At 69.9% G+C, this 20,250-nt stretch carries 22 protein-coding genes; 9 read left to right on the forward strand and 13 right to left on the reverse strand.

The annotated features are described in order from the left end of the window. Positions 1 to 14 precede the first annotated feature (14 nt). The 12 genes from ACQUQD_RS11945 to proS form a co-directional block, all read right to left on the reverse strand. On the reverse strand, positions 15 to 524 hold the full coding sequence (locus ACQUQD_RS11945) for an NUDIX hydrolase (protein ID WP_428952035.1): 510 nt from the start codon (positions 522 to 524) through the stop codon (positions 15 to 17). After that, positions 517 to 1,257 carry a signal peptidase I gene (gene lepB / locus ACQUQD_RS11950; RefSeq protein WP_428952036.1) on the reverse strand — a complete coding sequence of 247 codons (741 nt, stop codon included), beginning with the start codon at positions 1,255 to 1,257 and terminating at the stop codon, positions 517 to 519. Before lepB (ACQUQD_RS11950) ends, ACQUQD_RS11945 begins: the two co-directional genes overlap by 8 nt. A gap of 92 nt (positions 1,258 to 1,349) precedes the next feature. Further along, on the reverse strand, positions 1,350 to 2,327 hold the full coding sequence (lepB, locus tag ACQUQD_RS11955; protein WP_428952037.1) for a signal peptidase I: 978 nt from the start codon (positions 2,325 to 2,327) through the stop codon (positions 1,350 to 1,352). Then, the gene (lepB, locus tag ACQUQD_RS11960; protein WP_428957530.1) at positions 2,215 to 3,330 is read right to left on the reverse strand and encodes a signal peptidase I; all 1,116 of its coding nucleotides are present in this window, start codon (positions 3,328 to 3,330) and stop codon (positions 2,215 to 2,217) included. Before lepB (ACQUQD_RS11960) ends, lepB (ACQUQD_RS11955) begins: the two co-directional genes overlap by 113 nt. Further along, positions 3,323 to 4,027: a signal peptidase I gene (gene lepB, locus ACQUQD_RS11965; protein WP_428952038.1), complete on the reverse strand. Its 705-nt coding sequence runs from the start codon at positions 4,025 to 4,027 to the stop codon at positions 3,323 to 3,325. The genes lepB (ACQUQD_RS11960) and lepB (ACQUQD_RS11965) overlap by 8 nt, the downstream gene beginning before the upstream one ends. 66 nt (positions 4,028 to 4,093) lie before the next feature. Then, positions 4,094 to 4,444, reverse strand: coding sequence for a 50S ribosomal protein L19 (gene rplS / locus ACQUQD_RS11970; RefSeq protein ID WP_428952039.1), 351 nt, complete (start codon positions 4,442 to 4,444; stop codon positions 4,094 to 4,096). Between the two features lie 132 nt (positions 4,445 to 4,576). After that, positions 4,577 to 5,398, reverse strand: a complete 822-nt coding sequence (gene trmD, locus ACQUQD_RS11975; protein ID WP_428952040.1) for a tRNA (guanosine(37)-N1)-methyltransferase TrmD — start codon at positions 5,396 to 5,398, stop codon at positions 4,577 to 4,579. Continuing rightward, positions 5,395 to 5,952, reverse strand: a complete 558-nt coding sequence (rimM, locus tag ACQUQD_RS11980) for a ribosome maturation factor RimM (protein ID WP_428952041.1) — start codon at positions 5,950 to 5,952, stop codon at positions 5,395 to 5,397. The genes trmD and rimM overlap by 4 nt, the downstream gene beginning before the upstream one ends. An 81-nt stretch (positions 5,953 to 6,033) precedes the next feature. Next, complete coding sequence (locus ACQUQD_RS11985) at positions 6,034 to 6,273, reverse strand: RNA-binding protein (protein ID WP_014176063.1); 240 nt, start codon at positions 6,271 to 6,273, stop codon at positions 6,034 to 6,036. Positions 6,274 to 6,275: 2 nt separating this feature from the next. Next, positions 6,276 to 6,698 carry a 30S ribosomal protein S16 gene (gene rpsP / locus ACQUQD_RS11990; RefSeq protein ID WP_428952042.1) on the reverse strand — a complete coding sequence of 141 codons (423 nt, stop codon included), beginning with the start codon at positions 6,696 to 6,698 and terminating at the stop codon, positions 6,276 to 6,278. A gap of 199 nt (positions 6,699 to 6,897) precedes the next feature. Next, entirely contained in the window at positions 6,898 to 7,494 is a 597-nt protein-coding gene (locus ACQUQD_RS11995) for a hypothetical protein (protein WP_428952043.1), read from the reverse strand. A 258-nt stretch (positions 7,495 to 7,752) separates the two neighbouring features. Further along, complete coding sequence (gene proS, locus ACQUQD_RS12000) at positions 7,753 to 9,168, reverse strand: proline--tRNA ligase (protein WP_428952044.1); 1,416 nt, start codon at positions 9,166 to 9,168, stop codon at positions 7,753 to 7,755. Between the two features lie 256 nt (positions 9,169 to 9,424). Between proS and ACQUQD_RS12005 the strand changes: the two genes are divergently transcribed. Then, a complete protein-coding gene (locus ACQUQD_RS12005; protein ID WP_428952045.1) occupies positions 9,425 to 10,288 on the forward strand; it encodes an SAM-dependent methyltransferase in 864 nt (287 codons plus the stop codon). A 36-nt stretch (positions 10,289 to 10,324) separates the two neighbouring features. Here the strand turns inward: ACQUQD_RS12005 and ftsH are convergent, their stop codons facing one another. Beyond that, a complete protein-coding gene (gene ftsH / locus ACQUQD_RS12010) occupies positions 10,325 to 12,265 on the reverse strand; it encodes an ATP-dependent zinc metalloprotease FtsH (protein ID WP_428952046.1) in 1,941 nt (646 codons plus the stop codon). Between the two features lie 123 nt (positions 12,266 to 12,388). Here ftsH and yhfZ point away from each other — a divergent pair, with 123 nt between their 5' ends. From yhfZ to ACQUQD_RS12050, 8 genes are all read left to right on the forward strand, one after another. Continuing rightward, positions 12,389 to 13,333 carry a GntR family transcriptional regulator YhfZ gene (gene yhfZ / locus ACQUQD_RS12015; RefSeq protein WP_428952047.1) on the forward strand — a complete coding sequence of 315 codons (945 nt, stop codon included), beginning with the start codon at positions 12,389 to 12,391 and terminating at the stop codon, positions 13,331 to 13,333. An 88-nt stretch (positions 13,334 to 13,421) separates the two neighbouring features. Beyond that, positions 13,422 to 13,796: a PRD domain-containing protein gene (locus ACQUQD_RS12020; protein WP_428952048.1), complete on the forward strand. Its 375-nt coding sequence runs from the start codon at positions 13,422 to 13,424 to the stop codon at positions 13,794 to 13,796. Positions 13,797 to 13,828: 32 nt separating this feature from the next. Beyond that, positions 13,829 to 14,185 carry a DUF2620 domain-containing protein gene (locus tag ACQUQD_RS12025; protein ID WP_428952049.1) on the forward strand — a complete coding sequence of 119 codons (357 nt, stop codon included), beginning with the start codon at positions 13,829 to 13,831 and terminating at the stop codon, positions 14,183 to 14,185. A gap of 17 nt (positions 14,186 to 14,202) precedes the next feature. Then, positions 14,203 to 15,549 carry a YhfT family protein gene (locus tag ACQUQD_RS12030; RefSeq protein WP_428952050.1) on the forward strand — a complete coding sequence of 449 codons (1,347 nt, stop codon included), beginning with the start codon at positions 14,203 to 14,205 and terminating at the stop codon, positions 15,547 to 15,549. 181 nt (positions 15,550 to 15,730) lie between these two features. Beyond that, positions 15,731 to 16,678 (forward strand): phosphotriesterase family protein, encoded by a 948-nt coding sequence (locus ACQUQD_RS12035; protein ID WP_428952051.1) that lies wholly within the window; start codon positions 15,731 to 15,733, stop codon positions 16,676 to 16,678. 2 nt (positions 16,679 to 16,680) lie between these two features. Next, the gene (locus ACQUQD_RS12040) at positions 16,681 to 17,811 is read left to right on the forward strand and encodes an aminotransferase class V-fold PLP-dependent enzyme (RefSeq protein WP_428952052.1); all 1,131 of its coding nucleotides are present in this window, start codon (positions 16,681 to 16,683) and stop codon (positions 17,809 to 17,811) included. 6 nt (positions 17,812 to 17,817) lie between these two features. Then, a complete protein-coding gene (locus ACQUQD_RS12045; RefSeq protein WP_428952053.1) occupies positions 17,818 to 18,984 on the forward strand; it encodes an alanine racemase in 1,167 nt (388 codons plus the stop codon). Beyond that, positions 18,981 to 20,216, forward strand: coding sequence for a phosphopentomutase (locus ACQUQD_RS12050; protein WP_428952054.1), 1,236 nt, complete (start codon positions 18,981 to 18,983; stop codon positions 20,214 to 20,216). The genes ACQUQD_RS12045 and ACQUQD_RS12050 overlap by 4 nt, the downstream gene beginning before the upstream one ends. Positions 20,217 to 20,250 lie beyond the last annotated feature (34 nt).

Below are 20,250 nucleotides of genomic sequence, written 5' to 3' on the forward strand. Positions count from 1 at the left end.
AGCCCCTGGGGCCTCTAGACGATTTCCGTGTCGAGAAGCAGCGGCCGGCTCGGGGGACCTTCGTCGAGCAGCCGGTTCAGCAGCTCGGCGAGTCTGGTCGGATACACCGTCTCATGCGCCTCGGCCAGTTCCCGGTACGTCCACCAGCGCGCTCCGGCCACACTGCGTCGTTCCAGGTCGGTCAGGCCCGTCTCATTGATCTCCGGCCGCACCGCCGCGGCCGTCGTGCGGGCCAGGAAATACCATTCGTCCTGGTCCCAGCGCCGCCCGTCGAACGGGAAGGAGCAGACCCGCTGCCACAGCACCGGCCCCAGCTCCACGTCGGTGATTCCGGTCTCCTCGGCGAGTTCCCGCAGCGCCGCCTGCTCACGCGTCTCGTCGCCCTCCAGGCCGCCACCCGGCGTGAACCACCAGTCGTCCGCCGTGTCGCCCGGCTCGTGCCCGTGCAGCAGCAGGATGCGGCCCTCCGGGTCGAGCAGCACGACCCGGGCCACCTTGCGCAGTTCGTGGCCGAGCTCAGGCACGGACCGGCTCCGGGGCGCCGGCGCGGGGACGCCGCGCCCGCTTGGCGATCGGGCCGTACGCCGCCCCGGCGAGCACGAGGACCGCTCCCGCGACCACGGTGGTCAGGATGAGATTCAACGGTCCCGGACGGGAGATCCCGCCGGGCAGCGCCTCGAAGCCGGTGGGCTTCGCCAGCATGCCGTCCATGGGCCAGGCCACGGCGTCCACGCGGGCCTGCACGGCACCGCGCTCCACCGAGCCGTGCTCGGAGTCGCCGAGATGGACGGTGGAGTCGAGGGATCCGTTGCGCTCGTCGCCGAGCAGGAACAGCCGGCCCTCGGGGACGGTCGTGGACTTGATACCGGTGAGCGAGGCGTTCTTGCCGGCCGGGAGATACGGTTCGTCGATCTGCTTGCCGTTGACGGTCAGCTTGCCGTCCGTGCAGCAGGCGATCTCGTCGCCTCCGACACCGACGACCCGCTTCACCAGCGGCAGATCGCCCCAGCTGTTCGTCTGGAAGACGACGACATCACCGCGCTTGACCTCACTGCCGTCGATGCGCTGCGCGAGAACCCGGTCGCCCGCGCCGATCGTCGGCGTCATCGAGTCGGTGGGCACCGTGTACGGCTGGTAGACGATGGCACCCCACACGAATCCGCCGAGGAACAGCACACAGCCGAGGGCCACGGCTATGCCCGACAGCACGCTGCCGACCCGGCCGTGGCCCTCGTCCGTACGACGTGTCCTGCTCATCCCAGTTGCTCCCCGCGTTGGAGAAATCGATCCCCGCGGCCCGGCCTCGGAGCGGCACGGACCACGGAAGATCGGCGATCTGGGACGGCACCCTACCCGGCGGTACCGGTCCCAGAAACCCTGGTGTTCCCGTCGGTAAGGCCCTGATTGATCTTGCGTCGGCGCCACAGCACCAGCGGCACCGCACCCGCGAGCCCGAGCGCACCCGGAGCCACGCCCGCCGCGGTGTTGATGCCCGACTGGTCGAAGGTGTCCGGCACCGGCAGCGTCGACCAGTGCGTGGGCGGCCAGGCGACGACGATGGCGCGACCCACGACGTTGTCGACCGGGACGAAGCCGTGGTTCTTGTCGTTCTGGTGGTAGCGGGAGTCCATCGAGTCCTGGCGGTGGTCGCCCATGACCCAAACTTTGCCTTGAGGAACCTTCACCTTGAAGGTCCCGCCCGCGTTGTCAGCACTGCACGGGGTGTTGCCCGCGTACACGTACGAATCGTCGAGGGCCTTGCCATTGACCTTGAGCGGGCCCGTGCCCTTGCACTCGACGGTGTCGCCGCCGACGCCGATGACGCGCTTGATGAGGTCCTTCTCGTTGGCGGACGGCATCAGGCCGACCCAGCTGAGGACCTGCTGCACCGCGTTCGGCTCCGGGGTCGGCTCACCCTCCAGCCACTCGGCCGGGTCGTGGAAGACGATGACCTCGCCGCGCTCGGGCTCCGAGCCGAACCACGGAGTGAGCTTGTCGACGAGCACGCGGTCGCCGATCTGCAGCGTGTTCTCCATGGACGCCGACGGGATCGAGAACGCCTGGACCAGGAACGTCTTGATCACCAGGGCGAGGACCAGGGCAATGACGATGAGCAGCGGCAGCTCCTTCCAGAAGGAACGGGGCTTCTTCTGCTTTCTCGCCGCCGCGTCGCCGCCGGATCCCGCCTCGCTCACGGACTTCGCCTCCACCGCGTCACCGTCCCCGGACACGCTGTCCGTCACGGCCGGACTCGCCGCGTCGTCGGATCGCCCGGGCTGCTCCTCGGGCCCATGCCCTGACCGTGCGCCGACCGCCAAGTCCCCCACATCCACTCCTCACTCCGTGCCGCTGCCTGATCCCTACGCGATGCAGGCCCACCATTCCCATAACGAGCGGGAGTTCCGCAGGGGTCGGGAGGGGGATCAATCCGTCCGAATCCGATGCGTTCGAACTCGAGACGGCGCTGGTCGCGGTGGCCAGCCTATGCGACGTGGCTGAGGCCGCGGTCGACCCGTCTCCATGCGCGTCGGCCACCGCCGAGAAGGTCTCCGGTTCCCCGAGCGCGGCCCAGTGTCCGAACGGCCACACGATCCACCGGGCCCGGCCGACGACCGACTCCTCGGAGACGGTCCCGTTGAACTTGTCGGTGAGGTGGTAGCGCGAGTCCGCCGAGTTGGCGCGGTGGTCCCCCATCACGAACAGCCGCCCCTCAGGCACCTTCACCGAGAAGTCGAACTTGGAGGGGGCGTTGCCGGGGTGGATGTACGACGTCTCCTCGAGCGGAGTCCCGTTGACCGTGACGCGGCCCTGGTCGTCGCAGCACTTCACGGTGTCGCCGCCGACCCCGACGACACGCTTGATGAGATCGCGTTCGTCGTCGGACGGCAGCAGGCCGATCCAGGTCAGGCCCGTCTTGATCTGCTTGACCCCGACGGGGTCGTCCTTCTTCTGTCCGGTCTCCTGCTCGAGCCACTTGCCGGGGTCCTTGAAGACGACGACATCGCCGCGCTGCACCTTCGCGCCGAACCACGGGGTGAGCTTGTCGACGACGACCCGGTCACCGATCTTGATCGTCTGCTCCATGGAGCCCGACGGAATGACGAAGGCCTGCACGAGGAACGTCTTGAGGACGAGGGCTATGAGCAGGGCCACGCCTATCAGGAGGGGTATCTCCTTGATCGCGGAGCGCCTTCTGCGTCGCTTCACCTTACGGGCGAGCTTGCGCCGCTCCGCGCGGCCGGGCAGCGGCGGGCCGCTGGTGGGCCGGCTCCCGGTGGGCAGCCGCTCGTCCGAGCCGTGGCCGGAGCGCGTCTTGCCGCGCCTACCCATGGGCACCGCCGGGTGCGGGCACGCGCGCGTAGACGTCATGACGCGACAAGGAGTGCCAGTGTCCCGCCGGCCAGGCGATCCACTGGGCCTTGCCGATCACGTGGTCGACGGGGACGAAACCGCCGCCGGGGGCACCCAGATAGTCGCGGGAGTCACGGGAGTCGCTGCGGTGGTCGCCGAGCAGGAAGAGGGTGCCTTCAGGAACCTCGATGTCGAACGGCACGGCCGAAGGCGCGTCCCCCGTGTGCAACACGGAGCGCTCGTCCACCGACTGCCCGTTCACCTCGATCCTCCCCCTGCTGTCGCAGCAGACCACGTGGTCTCCCCCCACACCCACGACGCGCTTGATGTAGTCGGCGTCACCGAAGTACCCGCTGCCGTCGAAGACGACCACGTCCCCGCGCTTCGGTTCGACACCGAAACGGTACGCCAACTTATTTACGAGAACGCGGTCCCCGACCCTCAATGTGGACTCCATGGAGCCGCTGGGGATCTGGAACGGCTGCATCACAAAGATGCCGAAGGCGAGCAGGAACGCCAGGCACAGCAGGAGTGCGAGCGTGATGCGTCCGCCGGGCAGCCAGGCAGCGACCCCGGACAGCAAAGAGGAGCGCGACCGGTCCTCCTCGCCCGCTGAGGTGCTCTCTGGGGGCTCGGAGGAGCGATCGCGCTCCGCATGCTGTGCTTCGGTGTCCATCGAGGCCAGATGCTATCCGGCCGCGCTGTGACTCCATCCGCGAGAGGTGCTCTCGCGGGCGCGAGATCAGTTCTCGCGCTTCTCCTTGATCTTCGCGGCCTTGCCGCGCAGGTCGCGCAGGTAGTACAGCTTGGCGCGACGGACGTCACCCTTGGTGACGAGCTCGATCTTCTCGACGATCGGCGTGTGCACGGGGAAGGTGCGCTCGACGCCGACGGAGAAGGAGACCTTGCGGACCGTGAAGGTCTCGCGGACACCGGCGCCCTGGCGACGGATGACTACGCCCTTGAACTGCTGCACACGGGAGCGGTTGCCCTCGATGACGCGGACGTGGACGTTGACGGTGTCACCCGGGCGGAAGGCCGGGAGGTCGCTGCGCAGCGACGCGGCGTCGACGGAGTCGAGCAGGTGAGACATGATCGTCTGCTTTCTTCGCCGATGCCACAGGTCATCGGCGGGAGATATGCGGTGAGTTTCGGTAGCTGATCGCGTCGGGCCCAGCGTCGTTCCCCCTGTGGCAGGGGCGCGGGCTGAACGCACAGCAGCGGCCTATTCTTCCACGGCCTCGGGCGTTGGCCCAAATCGTCCGTCGGGCCCCGGCCGCCAGCCCAGGATCGAGAGCATTTCGCGGTCCTTCTTGTCGAAGGCCTTCGGGTCCGTGCGCTCGATGAGGTCGGGCCGGTTGCGCACGGTGCGGCGCAGCGCTTCGTCCCGGCGCCAGCGCGCGATCTTGCCGTGATGGCCGCTGAGCAGCACGTCCGGGATGTCCCGGCCGCGCCACTCGGGCGGCTTGGTGTAGACGGGCCCTTCCAGGAGGTTGGCCATGGCGCCGGGCGCGAAGGAGTCGTCCTGGTGCGAGGCGGCGTTGCCGAGCACGCCCGGCAGCAGGCGGGCGACCGCCTCCGTGATCACGAGCACCGCGGCTTCCCCGCCCGCGAGGACGTAGTCGCCGATGGAGACCTCGTAGACCGGCATACGGGTCGCGTACTCGTCGATGACGCGTCGGTCGATGCCTTCGTAGCGCGCGGGCGTGAAGACCAGCCAGGGGCGCTCGGAGAGCTCCACGGCGAGTTCCTGGGTGAAGGGGCGTCCGCTGGGCGTGGGAACGACCAGGACAGGCCCTCGCGCCCCGTTCTCGTATCCGTCGGCCAGGACGTCGTCGAGGGCGTCGCCCCACGGTTCGGTCTTCATGACCATGCCGGGGCCGCCGCCGTAGGGGGTGTCGTCGACCGTGTTGTGCCGGTCGTACGTCCACTCCCTCAAGTCGTGCAGACGGACGTCGAGTTGACCACGTGCGCGCGCCTTGCCGACGAGCGAGACGTTCAGCGGTTCGAGGTACTCGGGGAAGATCGTGACGACGTCGAGCCTCATGCGGACTCGCCCTCCGCCTCGTCGCGGGCGGAGACGACCTCCGCCCGGTCGTCGATGAGGCCGGGCGGCGGGGTGATGACCGCCTTCTGCTCCTCGAGGTCGATCTCGGTGACGATCTCCTCGACGAACGGGATCATGACCTCACTGCCGTCGGGCCGCTCCACGATGAACAGATCCTGCGAGGGCAGGTGCGAGATCTCGGTGATGCGGCCGACCTCGACACCGTCCGCCGTGACGACGTCGAGGTCCATGAGCTGGTGGTCGTAGAACTCGTCCTCGTCCTCCGGCAGCTCCTCCGGGTCGACCTCGGCGATCAGGAGGGTGTTGCGCAGCGCCTCCGCCCCGTTCCGGTCGCGTACGCCCGCGAAGCGCAGCAGCAGGCGGCCGCTGTGGACGCGGCCGGACTCGATGGTCAGCGGGCCCGTGGCGGCAGGGTCGGTGGCGAGCACCGCACCGGGGCCGAGCCGCAGCTCGGGCTCGTCGGTGCGCACCTCGATGGTGACCTCGCCCTTGATGCCGTGGGCGCGACCGATGCGCCCGACTACCAACTGCACGATCGGTAACTCTCCTGTCATACGACTAGGGCCGGGGACGGCTCGTAAGCCCTCCCCGGCCCGAGCCGGTGTTCAACTTTGTCAGCGAACCTGGTCGACGTCGACGAGGTCGACGCGGACACCGCGGCCGCCGATGGCGCCCACGACGGTACGCAGAGCACGCGCGGTGCGGCCGTTGCGGCCGATCACCTTGCCGAGGTCGTCGGGGTGGACCCGGACCTCGAGAACGCGCCCACGGCGCAGGTTGCGCGAGGCGACCTGCACGTCGTCGGGGTTGTCGACAATGCCCTTCACGAGGTGCTCAAGAGCCTCCTCGAGCATGCTCAGGCCTCGGTCGACTCGGACGCAGCCTCAGCGGCCTCGTCCTTCTTCTCAGCCTTCTTCTTCTGGGTGATGGCCTCACCCTTGGGCTCGTCGGCCGTGGCCAGCGCCTCGAAGGAGGGACGGGCCTTCTTGGGCTCGGCGACCTTCAGCGGCTCCGGGGCCGGCAGACCCTTGTGCTTCTGCCAGTCGCCGGTGAGCTTCAGGATGGCGAGAACCGGCTCGGTCGGCTGCGCGCCGACACCCAGCCAGTACTGCGCGCGCTCCGAGTCGACCTCGATGCGCGAGGGGTTCTGCACCGGGTGGTACAGACCGATCTCCTCGATGGCCCGGCCGTCACGGCGGGTACGGGAGTCGGCGACGACGATGCGGTAGTGAGGCGAACGGATCTTGCCCAGACGCTTCAGCTTGATCTTGACTGCCACGGGAGTGGTGTCTCCTGGTCTTGACGTGGGTGGGCACGGCGAGACTGCCGCGTGGGGTTGCGGTACCCGAGTGCCCGATGGACGCGTCAGCCGGAGGAGAGAGGGGTCCTATGCGACTGTCGAGTACAGCTAGCCATTGTGCCATACGTCATGGGGGCGGCCGAACCGGCGTACGGCCGCCCCACCAGGCACCGGGCCCTCAGCCCACGGCGGCGCCGACGACCTCCGGGATGCGGAACGGCTTGCCGCATCCGCCGCACATGATCGGGGCCTGGGCGAGCACCGACGGTACGACGCGGACGTTGCGGCCGCAGTCGCAGACGGCCTTGACGCGGACACCGCCCCCGGAGGAGCCGTGCCGCGCGGCCGGGCCGCGGAAGCTCCGCTTGGTGTCCGCGGCGGTCGCGACGGTGTGCGCCTTGAGGGCGCGCTGGAGCCGCTCGATCGTCTGCCGGTAGCGCTGCTTGGCCTCGGAGTTCAGCGTGACCAGCGAGAAGCCGCTGCTGGGGTGCGGCTCCTCGGGATGGTCGAGGCCCAACTCCTCGGCGATGGTCAGGAATCTACGGTTGTGGTACCGGCCGGCGCGTGATGTGTCACGGATTCCGCGCGCGGCAGCGATGCCATGGACTGCCTCATGGAGGAGTCGCTCGAAGGAGAGCTCGTGTCCGCACGCGGACGACGACTCCCCGATCAGGGATTCGGGCGCGGCAAGATCCGGCAGTTCGGGGTGGTGCCGCTGAATGTCGGCCCACGCCCCTGCCAGCTCTGCGGCGAGAACAGGTGGTGTCGTGCTCACGTCGTGACAACGAGCCGGGGTGCCTCTGTGTTCCTATTCCGGGGCATCCCAAATAATTTGCACGTACCAGTCAGTTGCCGCTCATGCGTCCGGACGAGGGCGGGTGCGCTGATCTACGGAGAAGACGCACAGCTCACACCAAGGTGGTGCGTAGTAACACGTACGCCCCGGCGCGTAGGTGGCCCGCTCGCGCCGGGGCGTTCCGGTCGGTCGTGCGCAAGGGGCGTTTCGGCCGCTTCCGCCACGACTGAGGGTCGCTCAGTAGGCGCGTGCCACGACCGCGACGTTACCGGGTGCGTCATCGGCGTCGGGCACCGCCCCGTCCGCGGCGAGCAGGCATCGCACGGACACCGCGTGCTCGGCGAGCCTCGCCTCGCCCTCCTCGCCGAGCGTGGCCCACGGGATGCGTGCCCAACCGCCGGCACTGGCAGCCTCCACGGCCTCCTCGACGGTCGTGACCTCGCTCGTACGGGACTCGCGGCGCTCCCGCGACTCCTTCAGGAGGAGCGCCTGGTCCTCTTCGAGGAGGGTCGGCAGCAGCCCGGCCAGGGCATCGGCGGCCACGACCTCCTTGCCGCCGGGGATGCGGCGGGCGAGCATCACGGTGCCGCTCTCCAGGTCGCGGGGTCCGACCTCGACCCGTACGGGGACACCCTTCAGCTCCCAGTCGACCGCGCGGCGCCCGAAGGGGGTGTCCGTACAGTCGTCGACCTGGACGCGGAGTCCGGCCGCCTTCAGGGTGTCGCCGATCTCGCGGACCTTGGCGAGAACCGCTTCGTCGCCCTTGATGGCGAGCACCACGACCTGCACGGGGGCGAGCCGGGGCGGCACCCGCAGCCCGTTGTCGTCGCCGTGCATCATCACCAGGGCGCCGATCATGCGGGTCGTCGAGCCCCAGGAGGTCTGCCAGACCAGTTCCTGCTTGCCCTCCTTGGACAGGTACTGGGTGTGGAAGGCCTTGGCGAAGTTCTGGCCGAGCTCGTGACTGGTGCCCATCTGGAGGGCTTTGCCGTCGCTCATCATCCCTTCGAGGGTGAGGGTGTTGATGGCACCCGCGAAGCGCTCCTTGGGGGTCTTGCGTCCCAGGACGACGTCCATGGCGAGGACGTTCTCCATGAAGTCCGCGTAGACGTGCCGGTGGATCCGTGCCGCGAAGTCGCGCGCTTCCTCGTACGTCGCGTGCGCCGTGTGGCCCTCCTGCCACAGGAACTCCGTCGTCCGCAGGAACAGGCGCGGGCGAAGCTCCCAACGCACCACGTTGGCCCACTGGTTGATGAGGAGCGGGAGGTCGCGGTAGCTCTGGATCCACTTGGAGAAGTAGTCGTTGACGATCATCTCGGAGGTGGGGCGGACGACGGCGGGCTCCTCGAGTTCCTTGCCGCCGCCGTGCGTGACCACGGCCAGCTCGGGCGCGAAGCCCTCGACGTGGTCGGCCTCCTTGGCCAGGTAGGACTGCGGGATCAGGAGCGGGAAGTACGCGTTCTGCGTACCCGTCTCCTTGATGCGCGCGTCCATGTCCTGCTGCATCCGCTCCCACAGGCCGTAGCCGTACGGTCGGATCACCATCGTGCCGCGCACCGGTCCGTTGTCGGCCAGTTCGGCCTTGGAGATCAGGTCCTGGTACCAGCGCGGGAAGTCTTCCGCCTGGGGCGTGAGAACAGGTGCTTTGGCCATGTCGCGCATGCTACGGCGCGGGTTGCCGGGCACGGGAATCCTTTTCGCCCGGATGCCCCCGCCCGCCGCGGGGCGCTCGCAGGGGGCGCACGACGGTGCACGTAGGCATTGTCGGCGCGCCTGCCAAAGACCCCCTAGACGTGACGGACGATGCGGAGTTCTCTGACATACGGGGGGAGTGCGAGCAGCGCGCGAACACGGTCGACACACCACAGCGACAACTCTCGGCATCTCTCGGCGGATTGGGGCACTTTCGATGACACCTACGCTCGTGCGGCGACGCCTTCCCCACGCGGCACCTGTGCAGCGCGCGGATCTGTGCGCACGCGCGCGTGACTGGGCAGAGATCCAGGAGCGGATGCTGGTCCCCGTCTACGAAGCGGTGTACGAGCGGCTCGAGGTCGGCTCGGGCACGCGACTCCTCGGACTCGGCTGCGGTTCCGGGCTCGCCCTGCTCATGGCGGCCTCGCGCGGTGCGGCGGTGACGGGCGTCGAACCCGCGCAACCCGACCGCCTGGCGCTCGCCAGGGACCGGCTGCTGCCCGCCACCGGGGAGCGGCGCGATCCCACGGACATCCAGCTGACGGACGGCGGCGCGGACGGCATGACGGTGGCCCAGCCGGGTGCGCCCCTGTACAACCTGATCACCGCCTTCCAGCCGGTCGGCTGCACGGCCGGGGACGCCGACGGTCTGTCCACGCTTCTGGCGAGCGCCACGCCGCTGGCGGAGCGCGGTGCCACGGTCGCGCTCGTCGGGTGGGGTCCGCCGGAGCGCTGCACCACATCGTCCGTCCTACGGGTGGCCACAAAACTCGCCGACCCTCTACGTCGTGCGGGCAGTTGGCGGCCCGCACTGCGGGACGACCTGGAAGAAGTGGCTCAGCGGGCCGGCCTGCGGCCCGACGGTTCGGGGCGCGTGGCGTGCCCCTTCGGATACGCGGACACGGAGAGCGCGGTGCGCGGCCTGCTGTCCACCGGGCTGTTCGATGCGGCGGTGGCCGCGACGGACTCGGCACAGGTGGACAAGGAAATGACGGAGGCGCTGCAACCGTATGTGCGCAAGGACGGCACTGTGTGGATGCCCAACGTCTTCCGGTACTTGATAGCCCGTACGCCGTGAACGACGCGCTCTGGATCGCTTCCGGGTGAGGCGTGATCAGTCCTTGGTGAGGCGTGTGATGCCGGCGACCCGGTACGCGTCGGCCTCCTCCAGGGTCTCGTTGTCCAGCAGCGCGCCGGCCAGAGCATCCAGCTTGTGGCGGTTCTCGCGCAGCTTGTCGCACGCCTCCTGGTAGCACTCGTCCACGATGCGGCGCATTTCGCCGTCGATCGTGTCGAGGGTGTCAGGGGCGGCGGCGAGCCCGTATGCCTGCTGGGCGTCGTTCGGGAGCGCCGAGAGACGGCCGACCTTCTCGCTCATGCCCCAGCGGGCGACCATGCCACGGGCGATGTTGGTGACCTGTTCGAGGTCGTTCTCGGCCCCGGTCGTGATGACTCCGTAGACGACCTGTTCGGCGGCCATGCCTCCGAGGGCGCCGATGATGCGGCCGCGCAGGTACTCCTCCGTGTACGCGTACTTGTCGGCATCCGGGGTGGACAGGGTCACGCCCAGTGCCCTGCCGCGCGGCACGATGGTGATCTTGCGGACCGGGTCGGCGCCGGGCTGGAGCATGCCCAGGAGCGCGTGGCCGCTCTCGTGGTAGGCGGTGCGGCGGCGTTCCTCGTCGGGCATCACCAGCGGCCGTTCGGCGCCGAGCTGGACCTTCTCGAGCGCTTCGGAGAGGTCGGTCTGGGTGACCTCCTTCTGCTTGCGCTTGACGGCGAGGAGGGCGGCCTCGTTGGTGAGGTTGGCGAGTTCCGCGCCGGTCATGCCCGGTGTCGTACGCGCGACCTGGGCGAGGTCCACGTCGTCGGCGAGCGGGATCTCCCGGGAGTGGATCTTGAGGATGGCCTCGCGGCCGCCGCGGTCGGGCGGCGCGACGTTGACGACGCGGTCGAAGCGGCCGGGACGGGTGAGGGCGGGGTCCAGGACGTCGGCGCGGTTGGTGGCGGCGATGACGATGACGCCCTCGGAGCCGGTGAAGCCGTCCATCTCCGTGAGGATCTGGTTCAGGGTCTGCTCGCGCTCGTCGTGGCCGCCCATGCCGCTGCCGCCGCCCCGAGCGCGGCCGATGGTGTCGATCTCGTCGATGAAGATGATCGACGGGGCGACCTTGCGGGCCTCGGCGAAGAGCTCCCGGACGCGTGAGGCGCCGACGCCGACGATCATCTCGATGAACTCGGAGGCGGAGGCCGAGAAGAACGGCACCCCGGCCTCACCCGCGACCGCGCGCGCGAGCAGCGTCTTACCGGTGCCGGGCGGCCCCGCGAGCAGCACGCCGCGCGGCATCTTGGCGCCCATCTTGCGGTAGGCGTCGGGGTTCTTGAGGAAGTCGACGACATCGTTGAGCTCGCCCTCGACCTCGTCGATGCCGGCGACGTCCTCGAAGGTGGTGCGCTTCTTGCCGGGTTCCAGCTCGACCGGCTTGGGCGGCTGCTTGCGCCCGAGCATGCCGCCCGCGCCGCCCATGCCCTGACTCATGCGCCGCGCGATGAAGATCCACAGGACGACGAGGAGCAGCATCGGGGCGAGCGAGATGAGGAGGTTGGACAGGAAGCTGCGTTCCTGGACGACCGGTTCCGCGGTCACGGTGACCTTGTGCTTCTCCAGGTTCGCCCACAGGTCGTCGTCGGCGAACGACGGCCGCTGCGTCGTGAACTTCGTGTAGTTCTTGCTGCGGCTGTCGCTGCCGTCCGGAGTGGGCTGCTCCTTCTTGAGCTGTCCCTGGATCGCGTCGCCCTTGGAGTAGATCTTGGTGACGTTGTCGTCGGCGACCTGCTTGCTGAACTCGGTGTACGAGATCGTGGGCTCGTCGCCCTCGTTGAAGAACGACAGGACCAGGTTGGCGATGAGGTAGACGATCAGGGCCGTAAGGATGAGCCCGCCCCAGCCGCCGGGCATCTTGCGCTTGGGGCTCTGGGGAGGCGGCGGTGGCGGTGCTCCTTCGGAGCGCCAGGGCTGATCGGTCCGATCGCGCGGGGGTACGGGGTTCGCCACGCCTGCTCTCCTCCTGCCGCCTGCCGCCGTCGAGCGCCGTGTTGGGCCCATGAGCCTTGGGCCCATGACCGCACAGATCCCGGACCCTTGCCAGTATCCAGAATCCTGGTTACTGTCTTGTTCGTGAACGGTTTCGACGATCGCTTCCTTACGCGCAACGGCCTCGCGGCCCGGCAGCTCGCGGTTCTCCTCATGGGCCACGAGCCGGACACCCGCCTGCCGCGCGTGAAGGACTTCGCCCAGGAGCTGGGCTGCGGGAACGGAACCGTGCAGGCGGCACTGCGCCTCCTCGAGGAGGCGGGCGGCATCGAGACCGCCGCCCGGGGCCATCTGGGGACCTTCCTGGTCCGCTCGGACCGCGCCATACTGTGGCGCCTCTCCGGGCTCGGCACCTTGCTGGCCGCGATGCCGCTCCCCTATTCACGCCGCTACGAAGGTCTGGCCACGGGCTTGCGCGCCGCCTTCGAAGACGCGGGAACGCCTTTTGCCATCACCTTCATGCGAGGCGCCGGGGACCGTACCGCCGCCCTCCTCGAAGGCAAGGTCGACCTGGTGGTTCTGTCGCGACTCGCCGCCGACGGGCTGGTCGAGCAGCACAAGGACCAGTTGGCGCTCGTCGCCGACCTGGGTCCGGCCACCTATGTAGGCGCGCACGGTTTCCTCGTGCGCGAGGGAGCGTCCCTGGATGCCCCCGGCCTGCGCGTCGCCGTCGACCACGCTTCGGAGGACCAGCGGATGCTGGCCGAGCGAGCGTTCGCGGGACGCGGCGACATCCAGTGGGTCGAGTCGTCGTACATGCAGCTGCGCGACCTGTTCGCGCAGAACCAGGCCGATGCCACCGTCTGGAACCTCGACGAGGTGCAGGGCCGGCTCGGCATGGAAGTGGACGTGCTCCCCCTGGGCGACGAGGTCACCCGCGATCTGGCACTGCGCAATTCCAGTGCGGCGATCATCGGCAGGACCGAGGGCGCGAAGGCGCTGTCCGCAGTGCGTGACGCCCTCGACCTGTCCCAGGTGGCACAGCTGCAGTCCGAGGTACTGCGAGGCGATCGCATCCCTTCGTACTGACGTGGGCCCGTCGCGGGTCCCGATCTTCGGGACCTACGGCCCGACTCAGAATCCAAAATCCCGGTTACTGTCTCGACAGGGAGGATCCATGGACGATCAACTAGCCCTCCGCATGCGGCTGTTCCGCGAGAGCGGCCAGGTCAGGCCGGAGGTCGCCGACTTCGTGGCCGCCGAACTGGCGGCGCTCGAGGACGAGGGACGCACGGTCACCGAGGCGAGCGCCGGGATGCTGACCAGCCATCTGATGATGGCGCTCAACCGGCTCCTGGACGGCGCGCCGATCGAGCAGTTCCTCACGGACGAACAGGTCGCCGCCGAGCTCGCGGACCACCCCGAGGCCGTGGAACGCGCCCGTCGTGTCTCCGCGCGGGCGCGCGCCGAGCTCGGGGCGACCCTGCCCGAGTCGGAGATCAATTTCCTGGCCATGCATCTCGCCGTACTGGCACAGCAGCCCACCCACTGAGTCCCACGGACCACAGAAAGAAGGAACCAGCCATGACGAAGATCCTCACCGGCGGCGTCGGCAAGGTCGACGTGGCGAACACGGTCAAGGAGCTGGGCCTCGACGGCGTCGAGGTCACCGTCTCCAGCGACATGGATGCCGCGATGAAGCTGCGCGCCGGACAGGCGGACTACTTCCTGGGCACCTGCCACACCGGCGCCGGAGCCTCTCTCGGCGTGCTCGTCGGCCTGATGGGGCAGGCCGCCTGCCACACCTTCGGCCGCGCCGTGCCCACCGAGGAGGAGGTCAGCTCCCTGCTGGCCGACGGCAAGAAGGTGTTCGGCTTCTCCATGGACCAGATCGACCGGATCGCGCCGCTCATCGCCCGCGCGATCGCCGCCCGCTCGTAGGCACGTAGGACACCGCCATGCACACCTCCCCGGACACCGTCCTGGCCGCCGGCGCGAACCTCGACTTCACGCTCGCCCAGCAGCTCACCGTGATCGCCCTGTGCGCGCTGACCGCGTTCATCTCGCACATGGCCCTGGCCGTCTTCAACGACGGCGTGCGCCCCTTCATGCTCGACTTCATCCAGGGGCGGTCCACCCGCAGCGCCACCACCGCGGTCTCCTTCGGCCTGTCCGCCGGCTTCATCTTCGGACTCGGCGCGCCGATGGCCCTGTCCACGGGCGTCCTGAACCCGTGGCTGGTGTTCCTGCCCACCGACATCCTGGGCATCCTGGCGCCCAAGAAGTGGCTCGCGCCGATCCTGGGCGGGGCCTGGGGCGCGGTCGTCGTCTTCGGTCTGAACGGCGCCAACAATCTCGCGCACGACCTGCCCGTCGACTTCCTGACGGCGATGCAGCAGATGTCGACGCCGATCCTGTTCCTGTTCACGCTGTTCCCGGTGCTCGCCATCACCAAGCAGTTCGGGCGCAAGTGGGGCGGGATCGCGGCCGTGGCCGAACTGGCTCTCGTCGTCATGACGATGAAGCTGTGGCCGAACGTCTTCGCGGGTGCCATCGCCATGGCCGTCGGCGTCCTGATGCTGATCGGCCTCGCGGTCGCCAAGGACCTCAAGCAGCGCAAGGCCGACCGGGCGAACGGAGTCGAGGAGATCGCGCTCGCCGACGACCCGATGGCCTCGCTGTTCAGCGCGAGCGCGGCCCGGCTGCGCAAGTACCTGCCGCTGTTCATGGTGCTCGGCGCGGGCGTCTGCGTCCTGGCGCAGATGCACATATTCGGCGGCGGCGAGGCCACCAGCTTCCTGATCGCCAAGGGGCAGTACGGGGAGGCGGCCCAGGTCGACTTCTACCGCGTCTTCGGCTTCATCCCGCTGATCGCGACGACGGCCCTGGCCTCCGGCGCGTACGGCATCGCGGGCTTCACGCTCGTCTACCCCATCGGCTACCTGATGCCGAACCCGATCCTCGCGGCCGTGGTCGGCGCCCTCGTCTTCGCGGTCGAGGTCCTCGCCCTGTCGTACATCGGCAAGTTCCTCGGCAAGCTGCCGAGCGTGCGCGACTCGTCGGAGCACCTGCGCAGCGCGATCACCGACACGCTGCAACTGGCCATCCTGTTCGGCTCGCTGATGGCGGCGAACGCGATGGGAGCGGGGCTCGGGATCCTCATCGTCGGCGGGTTGTACCTGCTCAACGAGGCGATGGGCCGACCGGTCGTGCGGATGGCGGCGGCGCCCGCGGCCGTGATCGTCGGCGGCATCCTGCTCAACGTCCTGTACTGGCTCGACCTGTTCACCCCGATCAAGGCGTGAACGACCGCGGCCGTCAGCGAGCAGAGAATTCACGCTCTGTGAAATTCTCCCCCACTTTCGTCACTCTCCGTGGAACTCGTGCGGAAGGCGGTCCGTTGAGGAAGTGAGCGGCCGCCGACCGAGGCCGACAGCACCACCCGGCCCCCTCGGGCCAGTACGCCGGAAAGGAACACCCCCCACCATGCACACTCCCACCCTCCACACCGTCACGGGACCCCTTTCCTACGAGGCCGTCCGCGGCCCCGCCCTCTCCCACGAGCACCTCGTCCTGGACCTGGACGCCAAGGGAGACGGCGGCGCGGTCCTCGACGCGGAGCGGCACGGCCCGGCGGTCACCGCCGAACTGGCCGCACTGCGCGAGGAGTTCGACCTCTCCCTCGTCATAGAGCTGACCTGCCGCGGGATGGGGCGCGACCCGCGCGCACTCGCCGTGATCTCGCGAGCGACGGGGGTCGCGGTCATCGCGGCCACCGGCTGGTACTACGAGCCGTTCCACACCCCGGAGCTGGCCTCGACGAGCGTCGAGCAGCTCGCGGCGAGTCTCGTGCGCGAGATCGAGGACGGTTTCGGCACCACCGGCATCCGGCCCGGCGTCCTCGGCGAGGTCGGCAGCCACGGCGACGTGCCGAGCGAGCCCGAGACCCGGTCGCTGCGCGCCGCCGCCCGGGCCGCCGCCACCACGGGTCTGTCCGTCGCCACGCACGCCCAGCTCGGGCACGGCGGCCTCGCCCAGTTGGAGCTGCTCACCTCGGAAGGGCTGCCCGCGCACCGCGTCTCCATCGGTCACCAGGACCTCCTGGACGATCCGGCCGTGCACAAGGAGCTGGCGGCAAGCGGTGCGTACGTCGCCTTCGACACGGTCGGCAAGGAGAGCTACCAGAGCGACGACACACGGCTCCGGCTGCTGATCGGCCTCATCGAGGCGGGGCACGCGGACCGTGTCCTGCTCAGCTGTGACATCTCCCGCCACGGATATCTGGAGTCGGAGGGCGGTCAGGGCTACGGGCATCTGTTCCGCTCGTTCCTGCCACGGCTGCGGGCCGCCGGGATGGACGACGACCTCATCGACCTCATGACACGGCGCAATCCGCTGCGCTTCCTGACCGGCGCCGACACCGAGGAGATCTGACCATGCCTCCTGAGAACTCCTCCGTGCACTCCCCCTCTCTGCCGCCGACCCACCCGCTCGCCACCGTTCCCGTCGAGGAGGCCGCGGCCCGGCAGTTCCGGCTCCTCGAATGCACGGCCGCACACTTCGAGGGCGCCGAGCTGTTCGCGGCGGACGCGGGCGTGGTGCCCGGCCTCGGCCGGCCCAGGACCACCGCCCAGGTGGAGGCCGTGCTCGCCGACTTCTTCGGCGCCGAGGACGCCGCGCTCGTCCAGGGCGCTGGCACGGGCGCCATCCGGGCCGCGCTGAGTGCGGCGGTGAGCGCGGGTGATCCCCTGCTCATCCACCGCGCGCCCGTCTACCGCACCACCGAGGTCACCCTGCGCGGCCTCGGCGTGCAGACGCACGAGGTCGACTTCAACGACGCCGACGCGCTGCGCGCGGCCCTCGGGTCGGGCCGGTTCCGCTGGGCGTACGTGCAGCACACGCGTCAGCGGCTCGGTGACTCGTACGACCCGGGCGAGGTGTTGGCCGCCTGCCGTGCGGCCGGAGTGCGCACGGTCGTCGACGACAACTACGCGGTGATGCGCGTACCGGCCTCGGGTGTCGAACTGGGCGCCGACGCCTCCTGCTTCTCCCTGTTCAAGCTGCACGGCCCGGAGGGCGTGGGGGTCGTGGTCGGCGCCCGCGACCTCGTCGAGCATGTACGTGCGGACAACTACTCGGGCGGCGGCCAGGTCCAGGGCCACCAGGCGCTCGACGCGCTGCGGGCCCTCACGCACGTGCCGGTGATGTGGGCGCTTCAGTCGCGGGTCGGGGCAGAAGTGGCGGAACGTCTCGCGGCCGGTGAGGTGCCGGGTGTCGCCGAGGTACGGATCGCCAACGCACAGGACCGCTGCCTCCTCGTACGACTCGACCGGCCCGTGGCCCGGGAACTGCCTGCCGTGGCGGCGAGATTCGGGGCTGCGCCCTATCCGGTGGGCTCGAACTCCCGGTACGAGATCGCGCCGCTCTTCTACCGCATGTCCAGCTCCTCCCTGGACGACGCCCCGGAGCTCGCCGACTGGACGGTCCGGATCAACCCGATGCGCGCGGGGGCCGACCTGGTCGTCGACATCCTGCGCCGCTCGCTCCACGAACTCAGCAAGGACTGACCGACCGTGTTCCTCGACAGTCTGATCACCCGCAACCCCGAACTGATCGACGCTGCGGCCGATCTCCACCGACGCGGCGCGATCCCTCCGGACACCTACGTGATGGACCTCGACGCGATCGAGGGCAACGCGGCCCTGCTTGCCGCGGAGGCCGAGCGGCTGGGCCTGACCCTCTGGTTCGTCGTCAAGCAGCTCGGCCGCAACCCCGAGCTGATCAAGGCCATCGCCCGGCACATCCCGAAGTACGCCGCCATCGATCCGCCCGAGGCACGCACCCTGCACGCGGCCGGCGCACAGGCGGGCAACCTCGGGCACCTGGTCCAGATCCCGCACCGCGCGCTGCCCGAGATGCTGGCATGGCGCCCCGAGACGGTGACCGTGTACGACTTGGCGAACGCGCGAGCGGTGTCGGAGGCCGCGCGTGAACTCGGCTTCGTGCAGGACGTGCTGATCCGCCTCGAAGGGGCGGAAGGCACCGTCTATCCCGGGCAGGAAGGCGGTGTTCCGCTCGCCGGGATCGACGGGTTCGCCGAGGCGGTGGAGGGGCTCGCCGGGGTGCGGATCGCCGGTGTCACGGCGTTCCCGTGCGTCCTGTGCGACCCGGCGACGGGCATGCCAGGACCCACGCCCAACTTCGACATCGCGCTCAAGGCACGGCAGGCGCTGGCCGCACGCGGACACGAGGACCTCAAGCTCAGCGCCCCGAGCGCCACGTCCATGGCGACGCTCCCGCTGCTCGCCGAGCTCGGCGCCACCCACGGCGAGCCCGGCCACTCCCTCACGGGCACCACCCCGCTGCACGCACGGGATCTCGGCCAGCCCGAGAAGCCCGCGTACGTGTACGTCACGGAGATCGCGCACACCCTCGCCGACGGCCGGCCCGCGGTCCAGGGAGGCGGCTTCTACCCGCGTTCCCACATCAAGTCCGCACTGCTCCCCCGCACCGGACTGCGCCTGCCGGTACAGACCGCGCCGCCGGAGAACATCGACTACTACCGGCTGCTCGACGCCCCCGAGGCGGGCGCGGACGTCCGGCTCGGCGACACCGCGCTGCTCGCGTTCCGTACGCAGATCTTCGTGACGCGCTCGACGGTCGCGGTCGTGGGCGGCCTCTCGACCGGGGCGCCCCGCCTCGTCGGACTGTACGACGCGCAAGGGAAGGCCGTGTCATGAGCAAGACCGTGATCGTGGTGGTGGACGGATTCGGCGTCGGTGCGATGCCGGACGCGGGAGCGCTGCGCCCCGGCGACACGGCCGCGGACACCTGCGGGCACGTGCTCGACCGGTGCCGACAGGCGTTCGGCAGACCGCTGCGGCTGCCCGTGCTCGGCGCACTCGGTCTCGGTCTGGTCCACCCGCACCCCGACCTGGCCCGGCGCACCCATCTGCCGGTGGCCGTGGGGCGGGCCGCGCTCGGTTATCCGGGAGCGGACACGTTCGCCGGGCACCAGACGATGATGGGCGCGGACTTCAGCCGGGTGACGGTGGCCCGGCTCGCCGAGCACCTGGACCGGGTGACGCGTGCCCTGACGGACGCGGGCCACCGGGTCGAACTGCTCGACGGCAAGCCCCTGTTGGTGGTCGACGGTGCGGTACTCGTGCACGACAACCTGGAGGCCGACCCGGGGATCAACTGGAACGCGTCGGGCCGGCTCGACGCCATCGGATTCGACGGCATCCTGGCCATCGCCCGGACGGTACGAGCGATCGCGCCGGTCGCCCGGGTCATCGCGGTGGGCGGTCACGCGGACGACCGGCTGAGCACGTTCGTGCGCGCGGGCGACGGCGGCACGGTCGGCCTGGACACCCCGGCCACCGGCTTCTACCGCAACGGCGGGCTCCAGGTGCAGCACCTGGGCGCCGAGTCGGACCACACCCGGCAGCTGCCCGACCTGGCGGCGCGGGCCGGGATCCCGGTGACGCTCGTGGGCAAGGCGGCGGACATCCTGGCCTGCGAGGCGGCGGTGCGGCGCCCTGCCGTGGACACGGCGGAGGTCCTCGCGCACACGCTGGAGGCGGTGCGGGCCGACGGCGACGCGCTGGTCGTGGCGAACGTGCAGGAGAGCGACCTCGCCGGGCACCAGCAGGACGTGGAGCGCTACGGCCGGATCCTGGAGCAGGTCGACGCGGGCCTCGCGGCACTGCTGTCCCTGCTGTCCGAGCCCGGGGACCGGCTGATCGTCACCGGTGACCACGGCAACGATCCGACGATCGGCCACGCCTTCCACACGCGCGAGTACGTCCCCGTGCTGATCCACCGTCCCGAGGCAGCGGGCGTGGAGCGGATGCCGGACGCGAGGAGCCTGGCCGACGTGGGCGCCACGGCCGCGGCGACGCTCGGCCTCGACCCGACGGGCCTGGCCAACGGCACGGAGATACGCGAGGCCGCCACGCGGGCCGCCTGACCTCCTCCGGACAGGGGTGAGGGGCGCCCGCAGC

The sequence above is a fragment of the Streptomyces sp. cg35 genome (assembly GCF_050410835.1).
In the GTDB taxonomy this organism is placed as follows: Bacteria; Actinomycetota; Actinomycetes; order Streptomycetales; family Streptomycetaceae; genus Streptomyces.

What these genes read in the sequence shown, in the direction of transcription:
- ACQUQD_RS12030 (WP_428952050.1), top strand. Translation starts at nt 14,203, where the DNA reads ATGCACACCTCCCCGGACACCGTCCTGGCCGCCGGCGCGAACCTCGAC.
- lepB (WP_428952036.1), bottom strand. Translation starts at nt 1,257, where the DNA reads ATGAGCAGGACACGTCGTACGGACGAGGGCCACGGCCGGGTCGGCAGC.
- ACQUQD_RS12050 (WP_428952054.1), top strand. Translation starts at nt 18,981, where the DNA reads ATGAGCAAGACCGTGATCGTGGTGGTGGACGGATTCGGCGTCGGTGCG.
- ACQUQD_RS12005 (WP_428952045.1), top strand. Translation starts at nt 9,425, where the DNA reads ATGACACCTACGCTCGTGCGGCGACGCCTTCCCCACGCGGCACCTGTG.
- proS (WP_428952044.1), bottom strand. Translation starts at nt 9,168, where the DNA reads ATGGCCAAAGCACCTGTTCTCACGCCCCAGGCGGAAGACTTCCCGCGC.
- lepB (WP_428957530.1), bottom strand. Translation starts at nt 3,330, where the DNA reads ATGGGTAGGCGCGGCAAGACGCGCTCCGGCCACGGCTCGGACGAGCGG.
- ACQUQD_RS11985 (WP_014176063.1), bottom strand. Translation starts at nt 6,273, where the DNA reads ATGCTCGAGGAGGCTCTTGAGCACCTCGTGAAGGGCATTGTCGACAAC.
- trmD (WP_428952040.1), bottom strand. Translation starts at nt 5,398, where the DNA reads ATGAGGCTCGACGTCGTCACGATCTTCCCCGAGTACCTCGAACCGCTG.
- ACQUQD_RS12040 (WP_428952052.1), top strand. Translation starts at nt 16,681, where the DNA reads ATGCCTCCTGAGAACTCCTCCGTGCACTCCCCCTCTCTGCCGCCGACC.
- lepB (WP_428952038.1), bottom strand. Translation starts at nt 4,027, where the DNA reads ATGGACACCGAAGCACAGCATGCGGAGCGCGATCGCTCCTCCGAGCCC.
- ACQUQD_RS12025 (WP_428952049.1), top strand. Translation starts at nt 13,829, where the DNA reads ATGACGAAGATCCTCACCGGCGGCGTCGGCAAGGTCGACGTGGCGAAC.
- ACQUQD_RS12020 (WP_428952048.1), top strand. Translation starts at nt 13,422, where the DNA reads ATGGACGATCAACTAGCCCTCCGCATGCGGCTGTTCCGCGAGAGCGGC.
- ACQUQD_RS12035 (WP_428952051.1), top strand. Translation starts at nt 15,731, where the DNA reads ATGCACACTCCCACCCTCCACACCGTCACGGGACCCCTTTCCTACGAG.
- rplS (WP_428952039.1), bottom strand. Translation starts at nt 4,444, where the DNA reads ATGTCTCACCTGCTCGACTCCGTCGACGCCGCGTCGCTGCGCAGCGAC.